The sequence below is a fragment of the Agarivorans sp. genome (assembly GCF_050295395.1).
Taxonomy (GTDB): Bacteria; Pseudomonadota; Gammaproteobacteria; order Enterobacterales; family Celerinatantimonadaceae; genus Agarivorans.
Window position 1 is genome coordinate 1 of the sequence record NZ_JBNKPP010000276.1, and the last position, 23,630, is coordinate 23,630.

The 23,630-nt window shown below is 47.9% G+C and carries 18 protein-coding genes; 8 read left to right on the forward strand and 10 right to left on the reverse strand.

The features are described from left to right. Nucleotides 1-470: 470 nt before the first annotated feature. Nucleotides 471-3,557, reverse strand: coding sequence for an efflux RND transporter permease subunit (locus ACQY6Q_RS16375; RefSeq protein WP_427983074.1), 3,087 nt, complete (start codon nt 3,555-3,557; stop codon nt 471-473). Then, complete coding sequence (locus ACQY6Q_RS16380; RefSeq protein WP_427983076.1) at nt 3,558-4,613, reverse strand: efflux RND transporter periplasmic adaptor subunit; 1,056 nt, start codon at nt 4,611-4,613, stop codon at nt 3,558-3,560. A 276-nt stretch (nt 4,614-4,889) separates the two neighbouring features. Here ACQY6Q_RS16380 and speB point away from each other — a divergent pair, with 276 nt between their 5' ends. Both speB and ACQY6Q_RS16390 read left to right on the forward strand, forming a co-directional pair. Continuing rightward, on the forward strand, nt 4,890-5,810 hold the full coding sequence (gene speB, locus ACQY6Q_RS16385; protein ID WP_427983078.1) for an agmatinase: 921 nt from the start codon (nt 4,890-4,892) through the stop codon (nt 5,808-5,810). A 107-nt stretch (nt 5,811-5,917) separates the two neighbouring features. After that, complete coding sequence (locus ACQY6Q_RS16390; RefSeq protein WP_427983079.1) at nt 5,918-6,109, forward strand: hypothetical protein; 192 nt, start codon at nt 5,918-5,920, stop codon at nt 6,107-6,109. Nucleotides 6,110-6,113: 4 nt separating this feature from the next. On the opposite strand, the gene ACQY6Q_RS16395 is transcribed toward ACQY6Q_RS16390, so the two are convergent. Continuing rightward, nucleotides 6,114-7,610, reverse strand: a complete 1,497-nt coding sequence (locus tag ACQY6Q_RS16395; RefSeq protein WP_427983081.1) for an aldehyde dehydrogenase — start codon at nt 7,608-7,610, stop codon at nt 6,114-6,116. Nucleotides 7,611-7,744: 134 nt separating this feature from the next. Here ACQY6Q_RS16395 and ACQY6Q_RS16400 point away from each other — a divergent pair, with 134 nt between their 5' ends. The 4 genes from ACQY6Q_RS16400 to ACQY6Q_RS16415 all read left to right on the forward strand — a co-directional run bounded on the left by ACQY6Q_RS16400 (nt 7,745) and on the right by ACQY6Q_RS16415 (nt 14,355). Next, nucleotides 7,745-8,461, forward strand: coding sequence for a glutamine amidotransferase-related protein (locus ACQY6Q_RS16400; protein WP_427983083.1), 717 nt, complete (start codon nt 7,745-7,747; stop codon nt 8,459-8,461). 102 nt (nt 8,462-8,563) lie between these two features. Then, nucleotides 8,564-9,970 carry an efflux transporter outer membrane subunit gene (locus tag ACQY6Q_RS16405; RefSeq protein ID WP_427983086.1) on the forward strand — a complete coding sequence of 469 codons (1,407 nt, stop codon included), beginning with the start codon at nt 8,564-8,566 and terminating at the stop codon, nt 9,968-9,970. A 14-nt stretch (nt 9,971-9,984) separates the two neighbouring features. Further along, nucleotides 9,985-11,163, forward strand: coding sequence for an efflux RND transporter periplasmic adaptor subunit (locus ACQY6Q_RS16410; RefSeq protein WP_427983088.1), 1,179 nt, complete (start codon nt 9,985-9,987; stop codon nt 11,161-11,163). Nucleotides 11,164-11,208: 45 nt separating this feature from the next. Beyond that, nucleotides 11,209-14,355: an efflux RND transporter permease subunit gene (locus tag ACQY6Q_RS16415; protein WP_427983090.1), complete on the forward strand. Its 3,147-nt coding sequence runs from the start codon at nt 11,209-11,211 to the stop codon at nt 14,353-14,355. Nucleotides 14,356-14,395: 40 nt separating this feature from the next. Here the strand turns inward: ACQY6Q_RS16415 and ACQY6Q_RS16420 are convergent, their stop codons facing one another. Both ACQY6Q_RS16420 and ACQY6Q_RS16425 read right to left on the reverse strand, forming a co-directional pair. Beyond that, complete coding sequence (locus ACQY6Q_RS16420; RefSeq protein WP_427983091.1) at nt 14,396-15,220, reverse strand: HDOD domain-containing protein; 825 nt, start codon at nt 15,218-15,220, stop codon at nt 14,396-14,398. Nucleotides 15,221-15,555: 335 nt separating this feature from the next. After that, the gene (locus ACQY6Q_RS16425; RefSeq protein ID WP_427983093.1) at nt 15,556-16,212 is read right to left on the reverse strand and encodes a helix-turn-helix domain-containing protein; all 657 of its coding nucleotides are present in this window, start codon (nt 16,210-16,212) and stop codon (nt 15,556-15,558) included. Nucleotides 16,213-16,453: 241 nt separating this feature from the next. Here ACQY6Q_RS16425 and argA point away from each other — a divergent pair, with 241 nt between their 5' ends. Next, on the forward strand, nt 16,454-17,794 hold the full coding sequence (gene argA / locus ACQY6Q_RS16430; RefSeq protein WP_427983094.1) for an amino-acid N-acetyltransferase: 1,341 nt from the start codon (nt 16,454-16,456) through the stop codon (nt 17,792-17,794). 95 nt (nt 17,795-17,889) lie between these two features. On the opposite strand, the gene ACQY6Q_RS16435 is transcribed toward argA, so the two are convergent. The 5 genes from ACQY6Q_RS16435 to ACQY6Q_RS16455 all read right to left on the reverse strand — a co-directional run bounded on the left by ACQY6Q_RS16435 (nt 17,890) and on the right by ACQY6Q_RS16455 (nt 22,629). Next, entirely contained in the window at nt 17,890-18,906 is a 1,017-nt protein-coding gene (locus ACQY6Q_RS16435) for a porin (RefSeq protein WP_427983097.1), read from the reverse strand. 470 nt (nt 18,907-19,376) lie between these two features. Then, on the reverse strand, nt 19,377-19,571 hold the full coding sequence (locus ACQY6Q_RS16440; RefSeq protein ID WP_055733126.1) for a DUF4250 domain-containing protein: 195 nt from the start codon (nt 19,569-19,571) through the stop codon (nt 19,377-19,379). Between the two features lie 164 nt (nt 19,572-19,735). Further along, the gene (locus ACQY6Q_RS16445; RefSeq protein WP_055733127.1) at nt 19,736-19,993 is read right to left on the reverse strand and encodes a GrxA family glutaredoxin; all 258 of its coding nucleotides are present in this window, start codon (nt 19,991-19,993) and stop codon (nt 19,736-19,738) included. A 119-nt stretch (nt 19,994-20,112) separates the two neighbouring features. Beyond that, on the reverse strand, nt 20,113-21,402 hold the full coding sequence (locus ACQY6Q_RS16450; protein WP_427983100.1) for a phthiocerol/phthiodiolone dimycocerosyl transferase family protein: 1,290 nt from the start codon (nt 21,400-21,402) through the stop codon (nt 20,113-20,115). A gap of 48 nt (nt 21,403-21,450) precedes the next feature. Next, the gene (locus ACQY6Q_RS16455) at nt 21,451-22,629 is read right to left on the reverse strand and encodes an MFS transporter (protein ID WP_427983102.1); all 1,179 of its coding nucleotides are present in this window, start codon (nt 22,627-22,629) and stop codon (nt 21,451-21,453) included. Nucleotides 22,630-22,744: 115 nt separating this feature from the next. On the opposite strand from ACQY6Q_RS16455, the gene ACQY6Q_RS16460 reads away from it, so the two are divergent. Beyond that, complete coding sequence (locus ACQY6Q_RS16460) at nt 22,745-23,626, forward strand: LysR family transcriptional regulator (RefSeq protein WP_427983117.1); 882 nt, start codon at nt 22,745-22,747, stop codon at nt 23,624-23,626. Nucleotides 23,627-23,630 lie beyond the last annotated feature (4 nt).

Genomic DNA, 23,630 nt, shown 5'->3' on the forward strand with positions numbered 1-23,630 from the left:
CGTTGCTCATGCCCAAGGGCGTTGAAGTAACTCGCTACGCTCAAACAGACTTCAACTTTAATCCCTTGTTCATTTGCGCTACTCGGCGAAGATGATGGGAAGATGTTCCGGTAGCACTTCTATCTACTTAGGCTTCTGTAAGCTTTACTAGTTTAAAGCTCAATCATTTAAAAAATAGGCAAACACTCAACGCCAATGCTTTTCAATCCCTTCATTATCGCCGAGCAGCGCCGGTGACAAGCGGTGACGCCGAGCACTGTTTGAGCGTAGCGAGTTGCGCAGGCGCGCTTGGAGCCAAGCCGCGCAGGATGAAAATAATGCAGGGCGAGCTTTCTTTTTGCTTCGTTTTTCTTTGCCTCGTGAAAGAAAAATGACGTCGCCGTAGGCGAAAGCTTTTGCTCTTAGAGCCCACTAGCAATTAAGGCTCATTAAATGAGCACTAAACGATACACTCAACGATCAACCTAAAACTAATGCGCTACAGTCGGCTGCCCCACCACCGGAATTTTCCGCTTACCACGAGCAATCAGCAAAAACGCCGCGGGCACAAAGAAATACGACAGCAAGGTCGTTAAGCCTGTACCGCCGGCAATGGCCACCGCAAACGGTGGCCAAAAGCCACCGCCAGATAAAATTAGCGGCAAAAAGCCCCCCACGGTAGTAATGGTGGTCGACATAATGTGCCGCGTACAACTGAGCACACCTTGGAAAATCGCCTCGGTATCGCCTTGGCAGGCCCGTTCGTCGGAGCGCAGCTCGGCGAGGATCACAATCGCGTCGTTAATCGCCAAACCAATTAAACCCAGCAAACCAATAATTACCGTAAAGCCAAAGGGATAGCCGCCTAAGTAAACGCTTAACAAGCCCAAACCCGAAGCTTGTATGGCGGTGAGTACAATCACAAAGCTTAAACGGAAGGAGTTAAACGACAGCACCACCACCATCACCAGTAATACCCCAATCACCCCCACGCTGGCCATTAGGTTATTTACCGCCGCGTTACGTTCTGCGCCTTCACCACCAAACTCTAGGCTATAACCGGCTGGCATCGCCACTGGCTGCTCGGCAAGGCGCTCTCTAAAGGCATCGAGCACCGCACCAGGCAATACATCGGTACGCAAATAGCCTTCTACCACGTTCACCCGGCGACCATTACGTCGCGGAATTTCACCACGAGTGGGTAAAATTTCTAACTGGGCAAGCGAAGATAAAGGAATATTGCCTGCCAATTGGCTGCTTAAAGTTAAATCGCCTAAGTCACCCACTTCGCTACGCTGCCTATCGGCCAGACGGATCCGCACCGGCAAAGACTCACTGGCTTCTAATACCGTACCGTTGACCCGCCCCTGCAAGTTCGCCTGTAATTGACTGGCCACTTGGGTCAGGCTCATGCCACTGAGCAAGGATTCATTCTCATCCACATTCAGCCACACCTTGGGTGTGCCGGGTAATAAAGTGGCGCGAGTATGGGTCACATTAGGCAGCTCGGTTAAGATACGCCGATATTCATCACCCAGCTCTTTTAATACATCGAGATTAGGCCCATAAATGCGCAGTTCCACCGGCGCATTAAACGGTGGCCCTTGTTCCAATTTACGTACCAGTACCTGAGCCTGCGGAAATTCTCGGTCAAACTCTTGCTGTAGCTCTGGAATTAAACGGTTAGCCGCCTGGTAATCATCGGTGGTGACCATCGCTTGAGCATAATTTTTAGCGCCCATTTGCCGTGGCATCAGGTTGTAATAAAACGAAGGTGCATTATTACCAACAAACCAACTCACCGACTTAATGCCCTCTTTAGCATACATGTACTCGGTCAATTGCTCGGTCACATCCTCTGTAGCGTAGATACTCGACTGCGGTGCCACATATACTTCTATTTGAAACATGTCGCGATCCGAAGGCGGGAAAAACTGTTCGGTCATCTGGCCCACGCCATAAAAACCCGTCACCGGTAGCAGCGATATCAATAACATAGAAGCTTTAGGGAAGCGCAAGCAAGCACGTAATATGGCTTGAAAAATTCGACCTAGCCAAGCGATGTTTAAACCTCGCTCATACCAATGGTCGCCGCTCTCGTGAGAAGGCAAGAAGTGGCCAGAGAAGCTGGCTACCAAGGTATGGGAAATAATGTAGGAGCCCACCAAAGAAAAAATCACACTTAAGGCGATGCCTACCACAAATTCACCGGTTGGCCCCGGCATCAGTACAATCGGCAAGAAGGCCAATACGGTGGTTAAAGTAGAGCCCAACAAGGGCAGCCACAAATGGGCAACGGCTTGTTGTACTGCCTGTAATCCAGTTAAACCCTGCCGCTTTTTCTGACCGATGGTATCGGCCATAACAATGGCGTTATCCACCATAATGCCCAAAGCCACCACTAAACCTGTCACCGACATCTGATGGATGGGTGTGCCATAAAAACTCATGCAGCCCAGAGTAAACATTACCGTTAAGGGCAAGGACATCGCCACAATCAGCGCCGAACGCCAGCCCAAGGTGAGCAGCAGTACCAACACAATAATCACAAAGCCCACTAGCACGTTATCGACCAGTTCGCCCAAGCGTTTGGCGGTGTAACTTTCTTGCTCGAATATCACCTCGGCACTGACATTACTGGGCAGTTGTTGGCGAAACTCATCGAGGGCCTGGGTCAGCCAAGCGCTCCATTTATCTACTCGATATTCTGAGCGCATTCTTACCCCAAGTACTACTGCGGGTTCACGCTCTACCTTGGCTAGTTGCTCTGGTGGGCTTTTTAGCGCGCGGCTCACCGTGGCAAAATCGCCTAAGCGGTAAACATAACCATTGCTATCACTAATCAGCGGAATATCCCTAATCCGCTCTAGCGAATCCAGCTCGCCCCTTAGCTCCAACTGCATTTGGGTATTGTTATTAATCAATTCACCGGCGGTGACTTTGGCGTCGGCGGCGGCAATCATTTGGGAGATTTGCTCGGTGGTCATGCCCAGTGCGCCAGCTTGGTAAGGGTCCAGCTCTACCAATATCTCTTCGCTGCCCTCACCTTGAATATCCACAAAATCGGTGCCGGGTACATTGCGCAGCAGGCTTTGCAACTCTTTGGCATAACGCCCCAATATGGCTAAGTCACTCTCTCCTGGACCAGTCCAACGCAAGGCAATAATCGAGGTAAAGGCATAGCCCCGCTCTTCATCTAGCAAGGGAGCCGAGCTGCCTGCGGGAAGTTGCGGCGTGAGTTCACCCACCAAGTCACGGATCCGCGCCCATACTGGCACCACATCCATCACATCATCTTTTAGCTCAACCTGTAACACCGAAAAACCGGGTCGAGACGAAGACTGAACGAGTTTAATCTCCGATAGCTTGCGGATTTTGTTTTCAATAGGGTCGGTAATCAGTGACTCAACCCGCTCCGCCGAGGCCCCGGAATATTGGGTAAAGATACTGGCAAAACGGCTGGTGATTTCCGGATCTTCACTGCGTGGCAAGGTGCCTATGGCCCCTAAACCGGCCACCACAATCAACACCATAAACAGTGCAATCAAACGTGGATTTTTATAGAAAGCGGCAATCATCTAGTTTACTCCGCTTGGCTGCACGTCGGGTTCCACTCGCTGCCCTGGCACATAACGGTGCAACCCGGTGGCCACTATTGCCTCATTCTCGGCTAGCGCTCCACTTACAAACGCCTGCTGCTGGGTGGCATAACGCACGCTCACATCGCGCCGTTCCAGTAAGTAAGTTCCATCACTTTGCTGCACAATCGCATACACATTCCACAGCCCACGCACTCCGTCGATAATGGCCGTCACTGGGATCCAATAGCCCGGTTCGTCAATGGTTTCCACCACATTTAGGTAGGCTAATTGGCCGCTCACTAGCTTGTCGTTTTCCGGAAGAGCAAAACGTAATTGCACGGTACGAGTCTGCGGGTCAACCTGCCCGCCAGAGGCCACCAACTGCACCGCATAGTCTTGCCCGGCCACAGTGACCGACTTAGGGGCAACCAAATCAACATGTTCTAGCAAACGCACCGGCACCCCCACTTTCACTTCATTGGCGCCCTGCTGAACCACCGTTAACACCGCTTGCGAAGCCCCCACTACTGCGCCTTCAGAAACCGTTCTGCGATCTACGATGCCATTGTAAGGCGCCAACAAACTGGACTTTTCAATGCGGGTACGGTTGGCTTTTATCGAGGCGTCGATACGGGCTTTATTGGCCCACAAAGATTTTTGCTGAGCGACTAACTCATCAAGACTCTGAGCAGAAGCATAACCTTCTTTTTTTAGGGATTTAACCCGCGTCAAATTAGCCTTTACTAGGGCGGCGTCCGCGGCCAGTTGCTGTAACTGAGCTTGTAAATCGGTATATTCAATATCCAGCAGTTCGGTATCAAGCTGCATCAAGATCTCGCCTTGACTGACATGTTCGCCTTCATCAACGAAGATTTTTGATATTTTTCCTGCTAGTTCAAAGCCAATGTCGGCACGTTGCTTGGCCACCACCTGCCCAACAAACTGCCGCTCTACTTGATAACTTTGGCTTAAATGGGGCACAAATGCTTTTACTTGAGCCAGCTTCACTTCGGCTACGTTTACCTCGCTTTCGGCAAAGGCACGGTTGACCATGCTAAGTCCCCCAACGGCCATCACAACCAGCAGTAGGGGTAGTTTAAAAAAAGTGAGTGAAAATAATGACCTAAGCATTGGTAACGTCCATGTGGTTAAACTAAAGAAGGCTTTACTCAGTGTAGGAAGAGCGCCCTTGAGTGTCTAGTGTTTAAGCGCTTTATTCCAGTCCCACTAAACCCAAAAAATATTTTGCCGCCAAATATAAAACACTAGTAGTCAATTGCAGACCAATACGCTATAAATTGTTCAATATTTTGTAACAAGGACGCCTTAATGAGCACGCTTGCCTCACATCCTGATCATTCACTCTATTCCAACGCTAATACCTTTTTACGACAAGCACTTAATCACCAGCCGCAAAGCTCCGATGCCGATGTAGTGATTACCGGATTACCCTTTGATTTGGCTACCACCGGGCGCTCTGGTGCCCGCTTAGGCCCAGATGCAGTGCGCCGTGCCTCGGTAAACCTGGCTTGGGAAGAAGCTCGCTGGCCTTGGGACTTTAAATTATTAGAGCGTCTTAAATTGGTGGATGCCGGTGATTTGGTATTTGACTGTGGCGAACAGCAGCAATTTACCGAGCGTTTAGAAGCTTATGCCGATAGCTTACTTTCGGCAGGCAAAACCATGCTCAGTTTTGGCGGTGACCACTTTGTAACCCTGCCTTTACTTCGAGCTCACGCTAAGCATCATGGCAAAATGGCACTATTGCATTTTGATGCGCATACCGACACCTACAGCGCAGGCAGCCGTTATGACCATGGCACCATGTTTTACCATGCCCCCAAAGAAGGCTTAATTGACCCCAGTCACTCAGTACAGGTGGGTATTCGCACCGATTACACCCGCGAAGGCCACCCCTTCACAGTGATTAATGCCGACCAAGCCAATAACCTCAGCATCGAACAAGTGATTAGCCAAATTCGCCAGCAACTGGCTGACTTACCGGTCTACCTGAGCTTTGATATTGACTGCCTAGATCCAGCCTATGCGCCCGGTACCGGAACACCTGTCGCTGGCGGCCTAAGTAGTAATCGCGTCTTACAAATTTTGCGCGGCTTAGTGGGTTTAAACATTGTTGGTATGGATGTGGTGGAAGTCTCGCCTAGCTACGATCAAAGCGACATCACCGCGCTGGCGGCGGCCACCATAGGTTTAGAGATGCTACATCTGCTGGCTGTCAACAAGGGCTAACAGCAAATTCACGGCCCGCCTCGGCGCAGCGCTTACGAAGCCACTATACTTAAGTATAGTGGCTTAACTCGCTTTTAAAGCTAGTTGATCGCAGCATAGGGGGTCGCATGAGTGATTGTTATTTACTGCCCAAGGGCACCGATTTAATCCGGGCGGTGAAGTATATCGGCGAGCACCACTGTCATGATGCTCGCTCCTTGAACGAGGTGGCTTTTCGTTTTGACTTAAATCCGCTCGATCAACAGTTCATTCTTGAACACTTCATCGAGCAGCCGGAGTCAAAACCACCCGCCAAATAAGTGCTTAGCTTAAGTCGATCCAGGTTGATTTAAGCTCGGTGTACTTCTCTAAGGCGTGTAGTGATTTATCACGGCCGTTACCCGACTGCTTAAAACCACCAAAGGGCATGGTCATATCACCACCATCCCAGTTATTTACAAATACCGTACCGGCGCGCAAAGCGCGAGAGGTTTTCACCGCAGTATTAATGTCGGCAGTCCATACTCCGGCGGCTAGGCCATATTCAGTATCATTAGCCAAGGCTATGCCCTGCTCCAAGTCATCAAATACTTGCACCACCAGCACAGGGCCAAATATCTCCTGCTTAACAATATCCAAGCTGGCATCCACATCATCAAAGATGGTGGGCTGAATGTAGTAACCGCCGGTTTCGCTGAGCACCTGCTCACCACCACACACTAGCTTAGCGCCTTGCGCTTTAGCGCCTTCAATAAAGCCTAATACGCGTTGCATTTGCATTTCATCCACCATGGCGCCCATGCTGGTATTCGGATCTAAGGGATTACCCGGTTGCCATTGCTCAACCAGCGCTAACATCTTGTCTAGCAACTGACGGTGAATGCTCCGATGCACAATTAACCGAGAGCCGGCAGTGCACACTTCGCCCTGATTATAGAAAATCGCCGCCACTGCGGTTGCGGCAGCCTTATCTAAGTCGGCCACATCGGCGCAAACCAAGTTGGGGCTTTTACCACCACATTCCATAAAGGCGCGTTTTAAGTTTGATTGACCAGAAAATTCCACCAGTTTTTTACCTACTGCAGTAGAGCCAGTGAAAGTAATACAGTCTACGTCCATGTGTAGCGCTAAGGCTTGCCCAGCGGTATGTCCGTAACCCGGCAATACGTTAAATACGCCATCGGGAATACCCGCCAGTTTCGCCAATTTAGCCAAATATAATGCGGTTAGCGGAGATTTCTCAGAAGGTTTTAAAATGACCGAGTTACCGGTGGCCAAGGCGGGGCCAATCTTCCAACTGGTCATCACTAAAGGGAAGTTCCATGGCACAATCGCCGCTACCACCCCCAGCGCTTCGCGAGTCACCAAGGCCAGCGCGTCACTAGTAACGGGGGCCACTTCGTCATAAATTTTGTCAATGGCTTCAGCATTCCACGCAATACAACGAGCAGTGGCGGGCGCGTCATAAGACATCGCATCACCTATGGGCTTACCCATATCTAAGCTTTCCAGCAAGGCCAGTTGCTCTTGATGCTGTTCAATGACTGCGGCAAAGTTCTGCAAAATCGCTTTACGCTCGGCCGGTGCCTTATTAGACCAAACTCCGCTAGTAAAGGCTTGGCGGGCCGCGCTAACGGCAAGCTCTACATCAGCACTATCACACTCTGCCACGCTCGCCAGCAACTGCCCTGTCGCTGGGTTAATGCTGTCGAAAGTGTTTCCCGACTGAGCATCAACGAATTCACCATTGATGAATGCTTTACAAGGAAAGCTTAAATCTGCCGCTTTATCCTGCCAATATTGTAAATCGTGCTGAACCATGTTCCCTCCGGATGAGCTATGATCTGTTATGTAATAATTAACAACGCTACACAAATATAATTTATTAATCCACACTTGATACGATTTATTTAACAGTTTATGGTTTTAGGCCTTGCTATCGTTTGGAAGTTATCATGCAAATCGCACTCTTAAATTGTGACAAAGTAGATCAGCAACTAGCTGAAAAGTATGGTGAATATACTGACATGTTTATTCATCATTTAGCCTTGCAAGATGCCACCCTAGAATTCGAAGTGTTCAATGTACTAAACAATGAACTCCCTAAACTCAATCAATTCGATGGTTTTCTTATTACTGGCAGCCGCCACAATGCCTACGATCAACAGCCATGGATTTTGCAACTAATCACTTGGATCCAGCAATGTGAGCAGTTACAGCGCCCCTTGGCCGGCATTTGTTTTGGCCATCAGATTATTGCGCGAGCACTGGGCGGAAAAGTAGAAAAGTCTAGCAAGGGTTGGGGTTTGGGCGTAGCCACTAATCAGTTAATTAAACCGCCCTCTTGGGCCAAGGTCGAAGAACCTGTAAGCGAGCTGAAGATCTATGTGAGCCACCAAGATCAGGTCACCGAATTACCGAAACAGGCCGAGCTATTGGCCAGCAGTGAGTTTTGCCCTAACTTTATGTATCAGATAGACAGTAATATTTTTGCCATTCAAGGCCATCCCGAGTTTGAACGGGGCTATAGCGAAGCACTGATTGATAAGCGGCAGATGATCCTTTCGCCCACTCAGTTCGTTTTGGCTAAAGCCAGCTTGAAACATCCGGTGGATGCGAGCTTGGTTTTTTCATGGATCTTACAGCTTTACCAGCAAGCGACGAAACGCTAACAAAGTAACTGTAAATTAAAGTAAAAGCCCAAGCAAACACTCGACATCTTAAGCCAAGCAACGTTAAATAATACGCTCAGGAGATTAACAGTAGGATATGGAATGCGCTTGGCTAATTGGGCTTGGATAAGTTTGTTGCTGGTAGGTTTGTCTGCCTGTAGCCGCAATTCTACTCCCGCTCATACTCCCAATAGCCAGCTGGCAGCCAACTCTTGGAGTAGCCAATATCAGCAAGGTGAGTTTGCCAATCAAGGCTTAGAGCAAGCGCTTCCGGCTCAGCTACAAGCGCTGATAAAAGAAGCCTTGAACGCCAACCCGCAGTTGCAACAACAAGGTTTTGCGCTTGACCAGCAACTCTATCAAATTCAAATTCAGCATAGCCAATCCTGGCCCAACATTAACGCCTTTCTCAGCGGTCAGCGCAGCGGCAACGAAGCCAACAGCAACAGTCAATTTAGGGTGGGTTTAGAATTTAGTTGGGAATTAGACTGGTTGGGCAAGCTCGACGCCCAACAACAGGCAGCCATTCTAGACGCTAAGGTCAGTTTCGAGCAGTGGCAACAGGCACAAATCCGCCTCGCCGCAGACACCGCCCAACAATGGTATAACGTGATCGCCGCCGAGCAGCAGCGCGAGCTGATTGCCGAGCGCTATAAAAACCTAAAGGCCAACTTACAAATTATCGAAGAAAGCTACCAAAGTGGCATCAATAACGCCCTCGATGTGTACTTAGCACGGGCCGATTTAAGTGCGGCTCGGGCTCGACTTAATTCTCGTAGTAGTGAACTCACTCAAGCCAAGCGGCAACTGGAGCTGCTATTGGGACGCTACCCGAATGGGCAAATCAACGTACAAGGGCAATTGGCTACCCCGCTAGCCGCTCTGCCGGCTGGTCTTCCCTCACAATTATTGCAACGCCGCCACGACATTAAAGCCGCCCAATACCAATTAGCAGCGGCCGACTTACGCGTTTACGCCGCCTATCGTGAGCGCTTTCCCAGCCTCTCATTAAGTGGCAGTGGCGGAGGCCAAAGTGACCAGCTTAGCCAGCTAGTTAATGGTAGCTCTCTGGTTTGGTCGTTATTTGCTGGCATTAGCGCACCGATTTTTGATGCGGCTCGACGAGAGAACATTCAGCAGCAACGTTACGCCCAAGCGCAAAGCCTGAACGCTAACTATGTAGCAACAGTGCTCGACAGTTTTGCCGAGGTGGAGCAAGCACTACAGCAAGAGCCGAGCTTACGCCATAACGCCGAACTGTTAGCCAGCGCAGCCGAAGATTCCAAACAAGCCGAACGACTGGCCTTTGAAAACTACTTAGCTGGTCTTAATGAATACGTCACCGTATTGGAATCACAACGGCGGGCCTTTGACGCACAAAGCAGTGCCATTACTGCCTTAAACTCACAGTTACAAAATAGAATTGAGCTCTACTTAGCCCTAGGTGGCGGTCTGCAACAAGCTCAAACTAGCCGCGAGGCTTTTGCCTCCGAGCCATTATTTGATTAGGGAATTTGCTGCTTATGGCCAAACTTATACGACTTAGTCTTCCGCTGTTGGTACTGGCTATCGCGCTGCTGGCTGCTCGCTATATCAGCAATAACCAGCCTGAAGTGCAGCGTCGCCCACCGGAGCCACTAGCCAAGTTATCGGTAGAAGTGATGCCACTGCGTTTGCAAAACTATCAAGTCAGTGTTAGCTCCTATGGCAGTATTCAAGCGCATACCGAGACTAAACTCATCGCTCAAGTTGCAGGCACCATCACCTATGTTTCAGAGAATTTTCGCGAAGGCGCTTTCTTTGAAAAAGGCGAAATCCTAGTCAAAATAGACCCTCGCGACTATCAAAACGCAATTACCATCGCCGAAGCCGAACTACAAACCAGTCAACTAGAACTCGCCCAAGAACAAGCTAAGGTGACGCAAGCCTTGCGCGATTGGGAACGCCTAGGCAAGGGGCAACCAGCCAACGACTTGGTCCTACGCAAACCACAACTAGCCGCCAAACAAGCCGCGGTAGACTCGGCCCAAGCTAAGCTTAGCCGCGCCAAGCTAAACTTAGAGCGCAGCGTGATTCGCGCGCCCTACGCCGGCAGAATTATAGACAAACAAGTGGAACTAGGGGAGTATCTCAGCAGTGGCAAAACCTTGGCCAGCAGTTATGCCATCGACTATCTAGAAGTACGGCTGCCAATTAGCCTACATCAGCAAACTGCGGTGGCCATTCCAGAGAACTTTCGCCAAAGCCAAGCCAGTCAAAAGCAGCCTGTAGTTGAACTCATTACCAGTTACGGTAACCAGCAATATCAATGGCAAGCCAAGCTGGTGCGCAGTGAAGCGGCCCTCGATGCTGCCAGCCGCCAGCTCTATGTGGTGGCGCAAATAGACGACCCTTATGGCCCCAATAATGAAACCAAACCAGCGCTTAAAATAGGCCAATTTGTTCGCGCCGAAATCCAAGGCAAACAGCTTAGCCAAGTCTTTGTTATTCCGCGCAGCGCTCTTTATAGCGACCAACAAGTGGTGATTTTGCAAGACGGTCTACTGCAACGTAAAACGGTTCATGTAGTGTGGCAAGATGCCGACAGTTTTGTCATCGACAATGGCGTTGAAGCCGGTCAAATGCTAGTGACCACCCCACTAGGACGGGTGATTAGTGGCACCCCAGCAGAAGCAGCGGAGCAAGCTAATGACCAGCTGTAAGCAACTCACCTTGCCATTATTTTGCTCGCCAATAGGAGTAGCCCAATGCACGGTTTAATTGCTTGGTTTACCCGTAACCATGTGGCGGCTAACTTGCTGATGGTACTCATTGTTGGCCTTGGTTTATATTCCGCCAAGTTTCGCCTGCCGCTGGAGGTATTTCCCGAATTTGAATTAGACATGGTGAATGTCAGCATTGCCCTGCCAGGAGCCAGCCCTGAAGAAAGCGAAGAAAGCTTAGCGATTCGCATTGAGGAAGCGATCAGCGATATCGAAGGCATCGAACAAATTACCTCAATATCGCAAGAAGGCGCGGCCCGAGTCAGCGCCGAAATCAACTCCCGCTATGATACTCGCGATGTGATGAGTGACATCAAATCACGGATCGACGCCATTAATACCTTTCCCAGTGACGCCGAACGCCCAGTGGTAAGCCTGAGTCAGTTTAAACGCGAAACCATTACCGTTGCCGTTTCCGGGGAATTGGCCGAGAAAGAACTGCGCTTGGTGGCCGAGACCGTTCGCGACGAGTTATTACAACTGCCGGAACTAAGCCAAGTAGAACTGGACTCGGTGGCGCCCTATGAAATATCCATCGAAATATCGGAGCAAAAGCTACGTGAATATGGCCTAGAGCTGAGCCAAGTGGCGCAAATTATTCGCCAAGCCTCGCTAGACTTGTCTGCGGGCTCGGTAAAAACCCAAGGTGGCGAAATCTTATTGCGCACCAAAGGCCAGGCCTATTTAGGCGATGAATTCGCCGATCTGCTGATCATAAGTCGAGCCGATGGCACGCGGATCCGCCTGTCTGAAATTGCCAACATCGTCGATGGTTTTGAAGAAACACCTATCATTAATCGCTTTAATAAAAAGCCCGCGGTAATGATTGAGGTTTATCGAGTGGGTGACCAAAGTGCCATCGACATCTCCGATGCGGTGAAACAATTCATTCAAGATAAACAGCCTTATTTGCCCAAAGGCGTCAGTTTAAATTATTGGCGAGACAGTTCCAAAATCGTCAAAGCGCGGCTTAATACTTTAAAAAACAGTGCCATTCAGGGCAGTATTTTGGTGGCCTTATTGCTGGCGCTATTCTTACGCCCGGCCATTGCGCTATGGGTGTGTATCGGCATTCCGATTAGTTTCATGGGTGGCTTGCTAGTGATGCCGGCAGTAGATGTGACGATTAATATTATCTCGTTGTTTGCCTTCATCATGGTGCTGGGGATCTTGGTCGACGATGCCATTGTCACCAGTGAGAATATTTATACCCACCTCAAGGCTGGAGAGAAACCGCTTAGCGCGGCGATTAAAGGAACTCAAGAAGTGGCGGTGCCGGTGACCTTTGGGGTATTAACCACGGTTGCGGCATTTTTACCGCTGATGATGATCGGTGGCGTGCGCGGAGAGATTTTTGCGCAAATTCCCTTAATTGTTATTCCGGTTTTGTTGTTCTCCTTGGTGGAGTCGAAACTGATTTTGCCCGCCCACTTAAAACACATTAAGCCACCCAGCAAGCAAGCCGGACGCTTCACCCGTTGGCAAAACAACTTTGCCAATGGTTTTGAAAACGCCATCTTAAAGTTTTACCAACCGTTGTTGAAACAAGCTCTCGCCCACCGCATTACCACCGCAGCCGTCGCTGTTGGGATATTTATTGTGGTGCTTTCTCTGGCTACCTCAGGCTGGATCCGCTTTGTCTTTTTCCCGCGGGTACCCAGTGAAACCGCCCGTGCTAGCCTAGTGATGCCAGCGGGCACGGCATTCGGCATTACCGACAACTATGTAAACCGGATTCTTGATGCAGCCCTTACTCTGCAGCAAAAATACCGCGACCCAGACACCGGCGACAGCATTATTCTCAACATTCTAGCTACCAGTGGTTCCAGCGGCGGTAGCGGCAGTGGTCAAAGTAACCAAGGCCGGGTGGTATTTGAAATAGAGCCTCCTGAAACCCGCAGCTTAGAAATTAGCAGTACCGAATTAGTGCGCGAATGGCGTCAGCTAATCGGCAATTTACCGGGTACTGAAAGCCTCAGTTTTCGCGCCGAAATGGGCCGCGGAGGCTCGCCTTTAGATATTCAATTTAGTAGTAACGATTTTGCCGCCATGGCTAAATTGGCAGACTTAACTAAGCAAAAGCTACAGCAATATCCGGCCATTTTCGACATTGAAGACAGCTTGGCAGACGGCAAGGTAGAGCTGCAACTCAATATCAAACCTCAGGCCCAGGCTTTGGGCTTAACTTTAAATGACCTGGCCCAACAAGTAAGAAGCGCCTTTTTTGGTTATCAAGTTCAACGCATTCAGCGCGGCCGCGAAGATGTGAAGGTGTATGTTCGCTATCCTGCCAGCGAACGCCAATCACAATACAATTTAACTAACATGTTAATTCGCACTCCCACTGGCGCTGAATTACCGTTTAGTGAGGTAGCCACAGTGCAGGCTTCACAAAGCCCTGCCACCATTACCCGTATTGACCGCCTACGCACCCAAAATATTCGCGCCGACGTGAATAAACAGCAAGCCAATATCGAAGTTATCAAGGCAGATTTACAACAGTGGCTGCAACAGCGCTTAGTCGCCTTTCCTCAAGTGAGTTTTAGTTTGGAAGGGGAGGCCAAAGAGCAGCGCGAGTCCTTTGCCAGCCTTGGGGTAGGCTTGTTATTTGTCTTGTTCGTGATTTATGCCTTATTAGCCATTCCCTTTGCCTCCTACTGGCAACCCATTGTAGTGATGTCGACCATTCCCTTTGGGGTGGTGGGTGCCATCTTGGGCCATATGATCATGGGCATGCCACTTACCATTATGAGTATGATGGGCATGCTGGCACTGACTGGAGTGGTGGTAAACGACAGCTTAGTACTGGTGGACTATATCAACCGCCAACGACGCAAGGGCGTGGATATTATGGTGGCGGTAGCCAATGCCGGGGTGGCGCGTTTTCGTGCGGTAATACTCACCTCACTGACCACCTTTGCCGGTTTAATGCCGCTGATTTTTGAAAAGAGTACCCAAGCGCAATTCTTAATCCCAATGGCCATATCGCTGGGCTTTGGCATCATCTTCGCCACCCTGATCACCTTATTGGTGGTACCGGTCAACTATCTACTGCTAAACGATGCCCACCAAGCCTTGGTGGCCTTTAAACGCTGGTGGTTAGCTGGTTTTAAAACGCCAAAGCGCCCATAAAAAAGGCCCCTAAGGGCCTTACTGTAAGCTAGTGGGCGGGTTAAGCCATACTATGATTAATCATTTGTTCACCCTGCTCTATCGCTTCTTCGATATAGCTTTGTGCCTTGGTTTTATCTACCCCAGCCAACTGACACAGAGGTTCGGGTAGGTTGTTTGCAACCATCTCGGCACTGAGTTTGGCATTTAAGGCATGGTGAGCAAAAATCGCTAGGCGGATCAGCACTGCGGGGCGGGATACTTCTTCATAATCCATGGGGTTGAGCTGCTGCTCGATGGCATCGGTAATCACCGGAGAGAAATTCCAACGACGAGCCAGTTCACCACCAATTTGGGCGTAATCTAAACCCAAAGTTTGGCGCTGCGCCGATACCCGAGTTTCACCACTCTCTAAACACAGTTCAATTAGGCCGGCTTCTTCAGGCGTGGCACTGGCAATCAACAATTCACCAAAGTTGTGTAACATGCCACAAGTAAATGCCGTATCGGGCTCGATGTCACTGCATTTAGCCAAAGCCTGGGCCAATAAGGCCACGTAAATAGCCTGCCCCCAAAACTGTTGTTGGTCGAAGTTTTTACTGGGCATCATGCCATTTAAACCCGCGGCGACCACCAGCGAGCGCACTCGCTTCAAGCCTAGCCGGATTGCGGCGGCCTCAATCGAGTCAATTTGCTTTACACCACGAAAGGCAGCTGAGTTAGCCATTTTCAACACATTCGCCCCAAGCGACTGGTCGGTTGATAACTTTTTGCCCAGTTGATGCAAGTCGACATTTTCGTCGTTAATGCTGGTTAGCAACTCCTGCATAATTTGCGGCATCACTGGCAGTTTTTTAACCTGCTGGAAAAACGCTTCCAGTTCCATGACTTACTCCCTAGAAAATGATGTAGAGCCATCACTGCTGACTCTCTCACATCGCTTAATCATCATCTCGATATCAGTTTAGCTTACGCAATAAACGGCGCTTTTATTGATGATTTTACGCGAATGAATATTAAGAATAGTTTGACCTGATAGCTAGCTAAAATACAGTAAGCAACGCACAAAATAGCAGGAAAGGTGAAATTCTAGGTAGTTTTATGTGTAAGGATAAATGAACGAAGATAAAAACAAATTCGATTGTAAATCAGACAATTAAAACGGGACTATGGTCATTACACTAGCCCTAAGACTGAACTTAATGACCGCAAAGCAATATTTTACTCAGTAAAGAAAGTGGGCACTTCACCCATTAACACTAACTCACGCAACTGATTGGCGGTTACTTGGAACCAAGCAAACTGCTGCAAATACTCTTCTTCCGACATACCAATAGTACCGGCGATGAAATTTCTAGTGAGGTTATATAGGTAAACGCAAGCACTACTTAAAGCCTGATCGTCCCACTTGCTGCCATTTTCAATAAACGAACGTTTCATCTGTGATACCACGATATTGCGATGCCAATTCTCCAGCGCTTTAAAATCTTTATCGTGAGTAAACAACTCATGAAAGCTAACCAACATGACTTCAGTCTCAGGTAAAGCTCGTAGTTTGATTTGGGCACTATCTTCGTATTGAAGAATATTACCTACTCGCTGTTGGAAATCTTGCTCTATCACCACCTGCTGAACTTTAATAAACCAGCGGTGCGCCAAGGCAAAGAAAATAGCTTCTTTGTTTTTGAAAAAGCGATACAGGGAAGCAATATCTATTTCTGCATATTTAGCAATCAAGTTGGTATTTACCGCAGCCATACCTTGCTCTTGAATCAACCACAAGGTGTTGTCTAATATGTGCTCGACTAGTCGCCTGGTGCGTACTTGACTAGGTTGTTTGCGCATAGCCAGATGCTCAGGTACGACATAGTTATCCATAAATATCCTTCTTTACTCATTAATTCCCATCAAATACATTGATAAAATTAATATTTATTACTACTACCATTGTGTTAACACAGCAGCTTATACTCCACCTTTTGCGACTTCACAACCTCATAACGACACATCTGTGTATGAGTTTTGTCAAGAAGGCAAACTTAGTTCTCGACAATGGCTCTAGTTATGCAACAATTACAGTTAATTTGACTTGTTAGTCAAAACTTATAGTTAGTTATTCATGGAGACGAATTTGGACCGCTCGGCCGAAGATTTAGTGACTTGGTTTCGCCAGTCTGCCCCTTACATTAATGCCCACCGAGGAAAAACCTTCGTTGTTATGCTCAGTGGCGAGGCTAGTAGCAGCGATAACTTTACCACCATCATTCAAGATATAGCGTTACTAAAAACCTTGGGGGTAAAAATTGTTTTGGTGTGTGGTGCTAGGCCACAAATTGACAGCCTGATTGCTGCTCACCAACACAGTTGTCTATTTGCCGGCGAGCAACGAATTACCGATGAACGTAGCCTAAACATCATTAAACAGGCGGTAGGCCAAATTCAAATGGATATCGAAGCCCAGCTGTCTATGGGCTTAGTTAATTCGCCGCTTCATCAAGCCCATATTAACGTGGTACGTGGCAACTTTGTGGTGGCTCAACCCATCGGGGTAGAAGACGGTATTGATTTTCTACACACCGGTAAAGTACGCCGCATTAACCATCAGAGTATTAAACGACAGCTTGAACACGGTGAGATAGTGATGGTTTCGCCGCTGGGTGTATCCGTGACCGGCGAGCTATTTAATATCTGCTCTGAAGACATCACCACCGAAATTGCCGTATCACTCAAAGCCGATAAGGTGATCTACTTTTGCCCAGAGCAAGGGATCCACAATGAAGACGGCACACTGCTCAGCGAATTGCTTCCCGACACCGCTCATCAACTGATGAGTTCCGAGGCATTTTTAAAAAATACCGATAAAGATACGCTGCGCTACCTACGCGCCGCGATCCAGTGCAGTGACCGCGGTATTGAGCGCTGCCATTTAGTAAGTTACCAGCAAGACGGCGCCTTACTCAAAGAACTGTATACGCGAGACGGCAGCGGCACCCAATTAGTTCAATACAGTTATGAGCGGATCCGCGAAGCCCGCTTAGACGATATAAACGGCATTATCGAACTCATTCGCCCCTTAGAAGAACAAGGCATATTAGTGCGTCGCTCTCGCGAATTGCTAGAAATGGAAATTGATCGTTTCACCATTGTTGAACGAGACGGCATGATTATTGGCTGCGCCGCCTTGTATGCCTTTAGCAAAGAAAACATGGGCGAGCTGGCTTGCTTAGTTAGCCATCCTCAATACCGCCAAGCTAGCCGTGGTGACCGACTACTACAAGCAATTATTAAACGCGCCAAACAACAGGGCTTAAGTAAGCTGTTTGTACTCACCACCAAGAGCATTCATTGGTTTAGAGAACGCGGCTTTGCTTTGGCCAACTTCGAAGATTTGCCCACCGAAAAACAAGCCATTTACAACTTGCAACGACGCTCAAAAATTCTCTTCATCAATATTAGCTAAAACAAAAAAACCAGCTCGCAAGGAGCTGGAAAGAGACAAACATAAGAAAGTAAGGAAGTGCACGCTAAGCCAGTGCTTAGCGTGCAGGGTTGAGCTTAGAAGTCGTAGCGAGCAGCAAAGTGGAACTCGTCTTTAGCATCATCAATTTGATTCATTTGATAAGCAGCCACGATGCGTAGTTGTTTAGTTAAGTCGTAACGACCTTCGATGGTGTAGTAATCGACTTTATCGAATTTCGTGCCATTATTTGGCTCTAGCTCAGCTTTGTTCCACATCGCTTGAGCGCGGAAGTTTTTAGTGAACTTGTAACCCACAACAGCTTCGTAACCAGTATGGTCACCTTGGCTATCAGCATGGTGCTGCTTAAAGCCTTTGTTGTTAGTACCAGTGGCGTAGTTGGCTGCCGCATATACACCGTTGGCATCGTAGTTCACACCGAAGATGGCCATTTTGCTGTCGTCGATACCGTCTGCATTGTTAGCTACGTTGTAACCACCGCCAATACCAAAGCCGAAGTCAAAAGTATAAGCCAATGCGATGCCGTAGGCTGAGTTGTCTTGGCTTACACCGTCTTCTTTTTCATTGTCGTTAAACTTGTAAGAAACGTGTACGTCTAAGCCGCTGAATTCACCAGTATATTTTAAAACGTTGCCAGAACGGCCAATGCCTTCTTCGCGGCTAGAGCTAATACCTAAGGCACTGTTACCGTATGGGTTTACGTAGCTGCTATCAGTCCAGTCGGCAATTAACTCTAGAGCGCCGTAGTTGCGGCCAAAGGTGAACTCACCGTAATTACCGCCAAAACCGGCATAAGCTAGACGAGTTTTGGTTTTAGAGGCTTCATCACCTTCGTGATTGCTTTCTAGTTGTAGCTCGTAACGGCCTACTGCATAGCTAACGTCATCAATTTTAGATTTAACTTTAGCGCCCAAACGAACGTATTGATCAGAGCCGAAATTGTCAGATTTACCTTCGTCATCGCCTACGGTATAACCAGCGTATACACGGCCATATAGATCCACCGAATGTTTTTCATCTTGATAAACTTTGGCGGCCTGAACAGAACCAGAAGCTGCGGCAACAGCCAAGGCAATAATAGTAAGCTTTTTCATTTTAATCCCTAAAAAATGTGAACTAACTCTACAAAAGTTGAACGAAATCTTAGGGCTGATAAATGACAATCAGGTGACTGAAAAATTAAAGATTAATGACAAGGGAACTTTATATTGCCGCTCTAAGCAGTTAATAATTAAACACTTATTTTTCACTACTGGAGCTTATCCGCTAACAACTAGCCGCATTAAAACGGCTATATAGCCACTCTACATGGCCAAAAGACTAAGAACGATTTAACAAAGAGTGGTGCCAGTGCAACAGAGAGGCTAGAGCTAGGATTGATGATATAAGATATAGAATACCCAATGGGCTGTTTACCGCAACGCCAACAACAATTAGCCACAAGCCAATGCCATTGACCAGTGAAGTTAGCTAAATGTTCAAGTTAGAAGAAATTCTATTTTGCTAAACAGCTAGCTCTCGATAGATAGCTGATCAGCATCTATCGAGAGAAAAACCAAGCAGACTAAAAAGCCTTAAACTGGTTACTTATCACATCATAGTGATAACCAATGCTTTCTAAACGACGAGCCAATGAGCGCTCTTCAAAACCAAACGTTAACGCTAAGTCTTCCAAACTATCACATTCCAAACGTAGTTTTTCGTTAACAATCCCCAACAAGATATTGGCATCAAGATTCAACATATAACTAGCATCCATCACACACTCCCCTGTTCAATTAAGGCTTGGTGGTAATTTCAGCTTAGTTAAAATTTTAAAAATTTTGTAGCCACAGCCCCCTGAAGACTAGGATTTTTTGTTTACTGCAGGCTTGAAACAAAAAAACCTGGTAATAACCAGGCTTTTAGCAAGAAAATTAATTTTTAGAAATCAAACTGTTCGCGCATCAATGCTTCATATTCTGTACAACCGCCTACGTGTTTTTCATCAACAAAGATCTGCGGTACCGTCTCAACCGGCTTACCCACGGTTTTTTCCAAATCAGCTTTAGAAATACCTTCGGCATGAATATCCACATAACGGTAATTATAATCCTCGTGCGCTTCGCTTAGCTGTTCTGCAATCTGTTTAGCACGAACACAAAAAGGACAACCAGGACGACCAAAAATTACTGCAAACATAGTTAAACTCCAAGGGAACAAGATTTACCTATACTATACCGATTAAATGCAATATAAAAAAATTGAATATTTCGTTGTAAGTAATAGGTTATAACTATTAATCAAAATGGGGTTAGCCGTCAGTCCTGCGCTTGTAACAAACTAAGCAAACGCGCTTTAAACTGCTCAGCAAATTCGCGTCGCATGCTCTGGCTGACTATGGGTTCAACACAATTGATGGTAACCGTTAAGCCCCCCGCCAGCGTCTGAGTACCCAACCAAAAAATGGAACCCACAAGGTGTTGAGCAGCGGTAAAGTAATATTGCTGAGCCTCTAAGCCTTGTTTTCGTAAAGCCGCAAACAAGTGCTCAATATTGCCCAAATTAGACAGATGAATGCAATTAAAACGCCCTGCAACCAGTTGCATATCTTGCTCCGCACGAGAAGCCTGTTGCCGCCACCAATCATCATTGCACGAGATGAGGTGCAACCCCGTCGCTACCTGCTGTTGGTATGAATGGTGGATCCGCTTAGCCCGCTGCCAAAAATCGTCATCATCAAAGCAAGCCACGTCAAAAGAAAACATCGACACATAACAAGCCAACTCCTGCTCGTCAACGGCTGGCTCGATAATTGGCCGTAGATTGGCATTCCCTCCCGCACTCACCGAATCAGTTGGGATTTTAGCTAACGCTAAAGCGGTTTCTATAGCTACAGCGTAAAGCAATATAGTTAAACTCAATTGATGAGCGCGCGCCAACTTAAGCAGCGCGCTGGTTTGGGCCGCTTCAAAACTAATGAGTTGTAATTTGTTACGAGACTTTAGGCTCACTTCACTTTGCGCCAACCACGCCTTAGCTTGTTTGCTAGAGAGGGGGGCGCAAAAAGGGCTGCCACCCTGCGGAGGCATTTGATGATTCAACGCTTGATGAACGCTAGGCCGAAGCGCTAAACGCTTCGGCTGAATGGCGACTTTCTGTAATAATTGCTGGTGGTGACTTAACCATTCAGCCAGCAAAGCGGAAGCCGAGAGGCCATCACAAATGCAATGATGAAGACTAATGATTAGAGCTGATTGCTCCGCCCCAACTAACAAACGAACTCGCCACAACGGCCCTCCCACCGACAAAGGCTGATTGCTCTGCTGCTCCATGAGTTCAGCCAAACTTGGTTGGAACGGCTGTGACTCAAGGTAATCAACCTTCAACTCAACCGGAGTGGAACAGTTTTGCCAACGCCAGTGCTGTGCATCGCCTTGTAAACAGAGGCTCAAAAAGGGATGTCTAGCTAACAATAGTTGATGAATCTGCGGCGCTAAATCTGCATTAAGTCTGCCTTTTACTACTACCGCATTCACCACCAACATTGCCCCACAGCTGGTTAAACTGGCAAATAAAGACTCTGTATGGCCTAAAGCTCTAATCGTCATCAGGGCTCCTTATGTCAGAAAAATTGTTATAAATTCAGCATACTATCTTTACACAGCTAGCGGCCTGACTTTCATAACCTGGATCACCATAGCCAACATTAAACACAGCCCCATCACCGTAAATATGACCGCCATTCCATTTGTGCTCGGCAATAAGATACTGGTTAATAGCCCAACAGCTAGCGCGGTTAAGGTCATTTGGCTGGTACCACTTAAGGCCGACACCGTGCCCGCTTGCGAGGGAAATAGGCCAAACAAGCCCGATTGAGAGATCGGGTAAATACTGCCAACACTGGCGCTAATCAAGCTCATCGCCAATACCACCCAAGATAACTCATTCCCTCTGAGCAACAGAATTAAAGTCGCCAAAAAAGGCAAGGTAGATGCTAAAGCTATCACTTGCAATTCAGACCAACGACCGTTGTAACGACGCGTAAAGGCACTGCCTAAAGCCAAGCCAGCAGCCGGAATGATCATAACCAAACCATAGCTATCGGCGCTGAGACCAAAATCGTGCTGCAATACAAATGGCGCGCTGCTAATCATATACATCAAGCCAATACTGGCGATCCACGATAAGCAAGAATAAGCGATAAAATGGGGATTCAGCGCCAAATTAAAGTAATCGCGCATAACTCGTTTAAACTGCAAGGGCGACCCCAACTCGGTTTGAGTCTCTGGCAACCATTTAGCCGCCATCATCATTAATATGCTCACCGCGCTACCGATGATGAAAAACAAATAATGCCATCCCCAATAGGCGGTCACCAAACCGCCTACCACAGGCCCTATCACCGGGATGACCGAGGCCGCCATGCCCAACCAAGCAAAACCATGTTTTAGTTCAAGGCCTCGATAGCTATCACTGATTAGGCAGCGCGCTAAAATTTGGTTGCTGCCAGCTCCTAAGCCTTGAATTAGCACGCCCAGCATTAACAGATAAAGACTATTTAGGCCGAAAAAAGTCAGCATGTTGCCGCTTAAGAAAATACTCTGCCCCCACCAGAATATACGTCGTCGACCAAAACTGTCGGCCAAAGGCCCATAAACAAGCTGAGATAAACCCAAACCGAGAATGAAACATAAGATCAAGCTCTGTACTAGGTGTTCTTCTACTGAAAAATGCACTGCCATCTGCGGTAAAGCAGGGGCAAGTAAACCATTGGTCAACTGCGAACAGGCCATAAATGCAATCGAAAATAATAACGGAAGGCGTGCTGCGCTCACTCAATAACTCCTCTAGCTAGATTGCGCAATTGTAAATTAAAGCCAGAAGTGGATAATCATTCACTAAAGACACAGTTTATTTCCTAAAAGGAAACAATGGCGTAAGGAGGGCACTATAGACTGGTTAAATGCGGTAAAAACCTATGTTGCGGTTGTTGAGAGTAGTAGCTTTGTCCTTGCCGCAGAGCGGATTGGCATCACCACCTCTTCTTGCAGCAAACGGATCTCTTGGTTGGAGGCTCAATTACACTGTCAATTATTACTAAGAACCACCCGCCGCACCCGCACTACCGAGCAAGGCCAGCAGTTCTATTTGCAAAGTTGTGATTGGCTCAAACAATTCGACAACATGCGGCATCAGTTGAACGCTGATGAAGGGCTCAGCGGCACACTCAGCATTGGCGCATCAGCAGTATCTGGTAGTTCTTTCGTCACGCCCTTAATCGCCTCATTCCTGCCCGCTCATCCCCACCTCAGGATTGAATTAGTGGAAACAGAAGCAGGCCTTATTCCCGACTTATCTTTAGACATCGTAATCAGTCGCCGTTTAGAGCATTTTGATAGCACCAGTTATCGCATGCTGCACCTATTTGACTACGCAGTAAAATGCTTTGCCAGCCCGCGCTTCCTTGCCAAACACGGGGAAGTCACCAGTGCCCAGCGGTTAACCCGTCTGCCTCTGCTATTAGTACAAGGACAAATTCGCTCTGGCGGCGTGAAACTAAACGACGGCACCATACTTAACCAAACCCCGCAATTCATTACTCACGATCCAATGGCCGCGATACAAGCAGCGGTGCATCACATGGGAGTGGTATTAGTCTCTGAAGATTTAGTTCAACAACAGTTACTGGATGGTAAATTAGTAGAAGTGGTACCGGGGTTGTTATCGGAGCTACGCAGTGTTTGTGCTTATTACCCCAATCAACGCTTTGAAAACCCTAACATAGCTGCCTTCTTACAGCATTTACGCCAACAAACTCGACCAGTAAAATAACCAT

Coding starts and splice junctions, on each gene's coding strand:
- ACQY6Q_RS16375 (WP_427983074.1), bottom strand. CDS start 3,557: ATGATTGCCGCTTTCTATAAAAATCCACGTTTGATTGCACTGTTTATG.
- ACQY6Q_RS16380 (WP_427983076.1), bottom strand. CDS start 4,613: ATGGTCAACCGTGCCTTTGCCGAAAGCGAGGTAAACGTAGCCGAAGTG.
- speB (WP_427983078.1), top strand. CDS start 4,890: ATGAGCACGCTTGCCTCACATCCTGATCATTCACTCTATTCCAACGCT.
- ACQY6Q_RS16390 (WP_427983079.1), top strand. CDS start 5,918: ATGAGTGATTGTTATTTACTGCCCAAGGGCACCGATTTAATCCGGGCG.
- ACQY6Q_RS16395 (WP_427983081.1), bottom strand. CDS start 7,610: ATGGTTCAGCACGATTTACAATATTGGCAGGATAAAGCGGCAGATTTA.
- ACQY6Q_RS16400 (WP_427983083.1), top strand. CDS start 7,745: ATGCAAATCGCACTCTTAAATTGTGACAAAGTAGATCAGCAACTAGCT.
- ACQY6Q_RS16405 (WP_427983086.1), top strand. CDS start 8,564: ATGCGCTTGGCTAATTGGGCTTGGATAAGTTTGTTGCTGGTAGGTTTG.
- ACQY6Q_RS16410 (WP_427983088.1), top strand. CDS start 9,985: ATGGCCAAACTTATACGACTTAGTCTTCCGCTGTTGGTACTGGCTATC.
- ACQY6Q_RS16415 (WP_427983090.1), top strand. CDS start 11,209: ATGCACGGTTTAATTGCTTGGTTTACCCGTAACCATGTGGCGGCTAAC.
- ACQY6Q_RS16420 (WP_427983091.1), bottom strand. CDS start 15,220: ATGGAACTGGAAGCGTTTTTCCAGCAGGTTAAAAAACTGCCAGTGATG.
- ACQY6Q_RS16425 (WP_427983093.1), bottom strand. CDS start 16,212: ATGGATAACTATGTCGTACCTGAGCATCTGGCTATGCGCAAACAACCT.
- argA (WP_427983094.1), top strand. CDS start 16,454: ATGGAGACGAATTTGGACCGCTCGGCCGAAGATTTAGTGACTTGGTTT.
- ACQY6Q_RS16435 (WP_427983097.1), bottom strand. CDS start 18,906: ATGAAAAAGCTTACTATTATTGCCTTGGCTGTTGCCGCAGCTTCTGGT.
- ACQY6Q_RS16440 (WP_055733126.1), bottom strand. CDS start 19,571: ATGGATGCTAGTTATATGTTGAATCTTGATGCCAATATCTTGTTGGGG.
- ACQY6Q_RS16445 (WP_055733127.1), bottom strand. CDS start 19,993: ATGTTTGCAGTAATTTTTGGTCGTCCTGGTTGTCCTTTTTGTGTTCGT.
- ACQY6Q_RS16450 (WP_427983100.1), bottom strand. CDS start 21,402: ATGACGATTAGAGCTTTAGGCCATACAGAGTCTTTATTTGCCAGTTTA.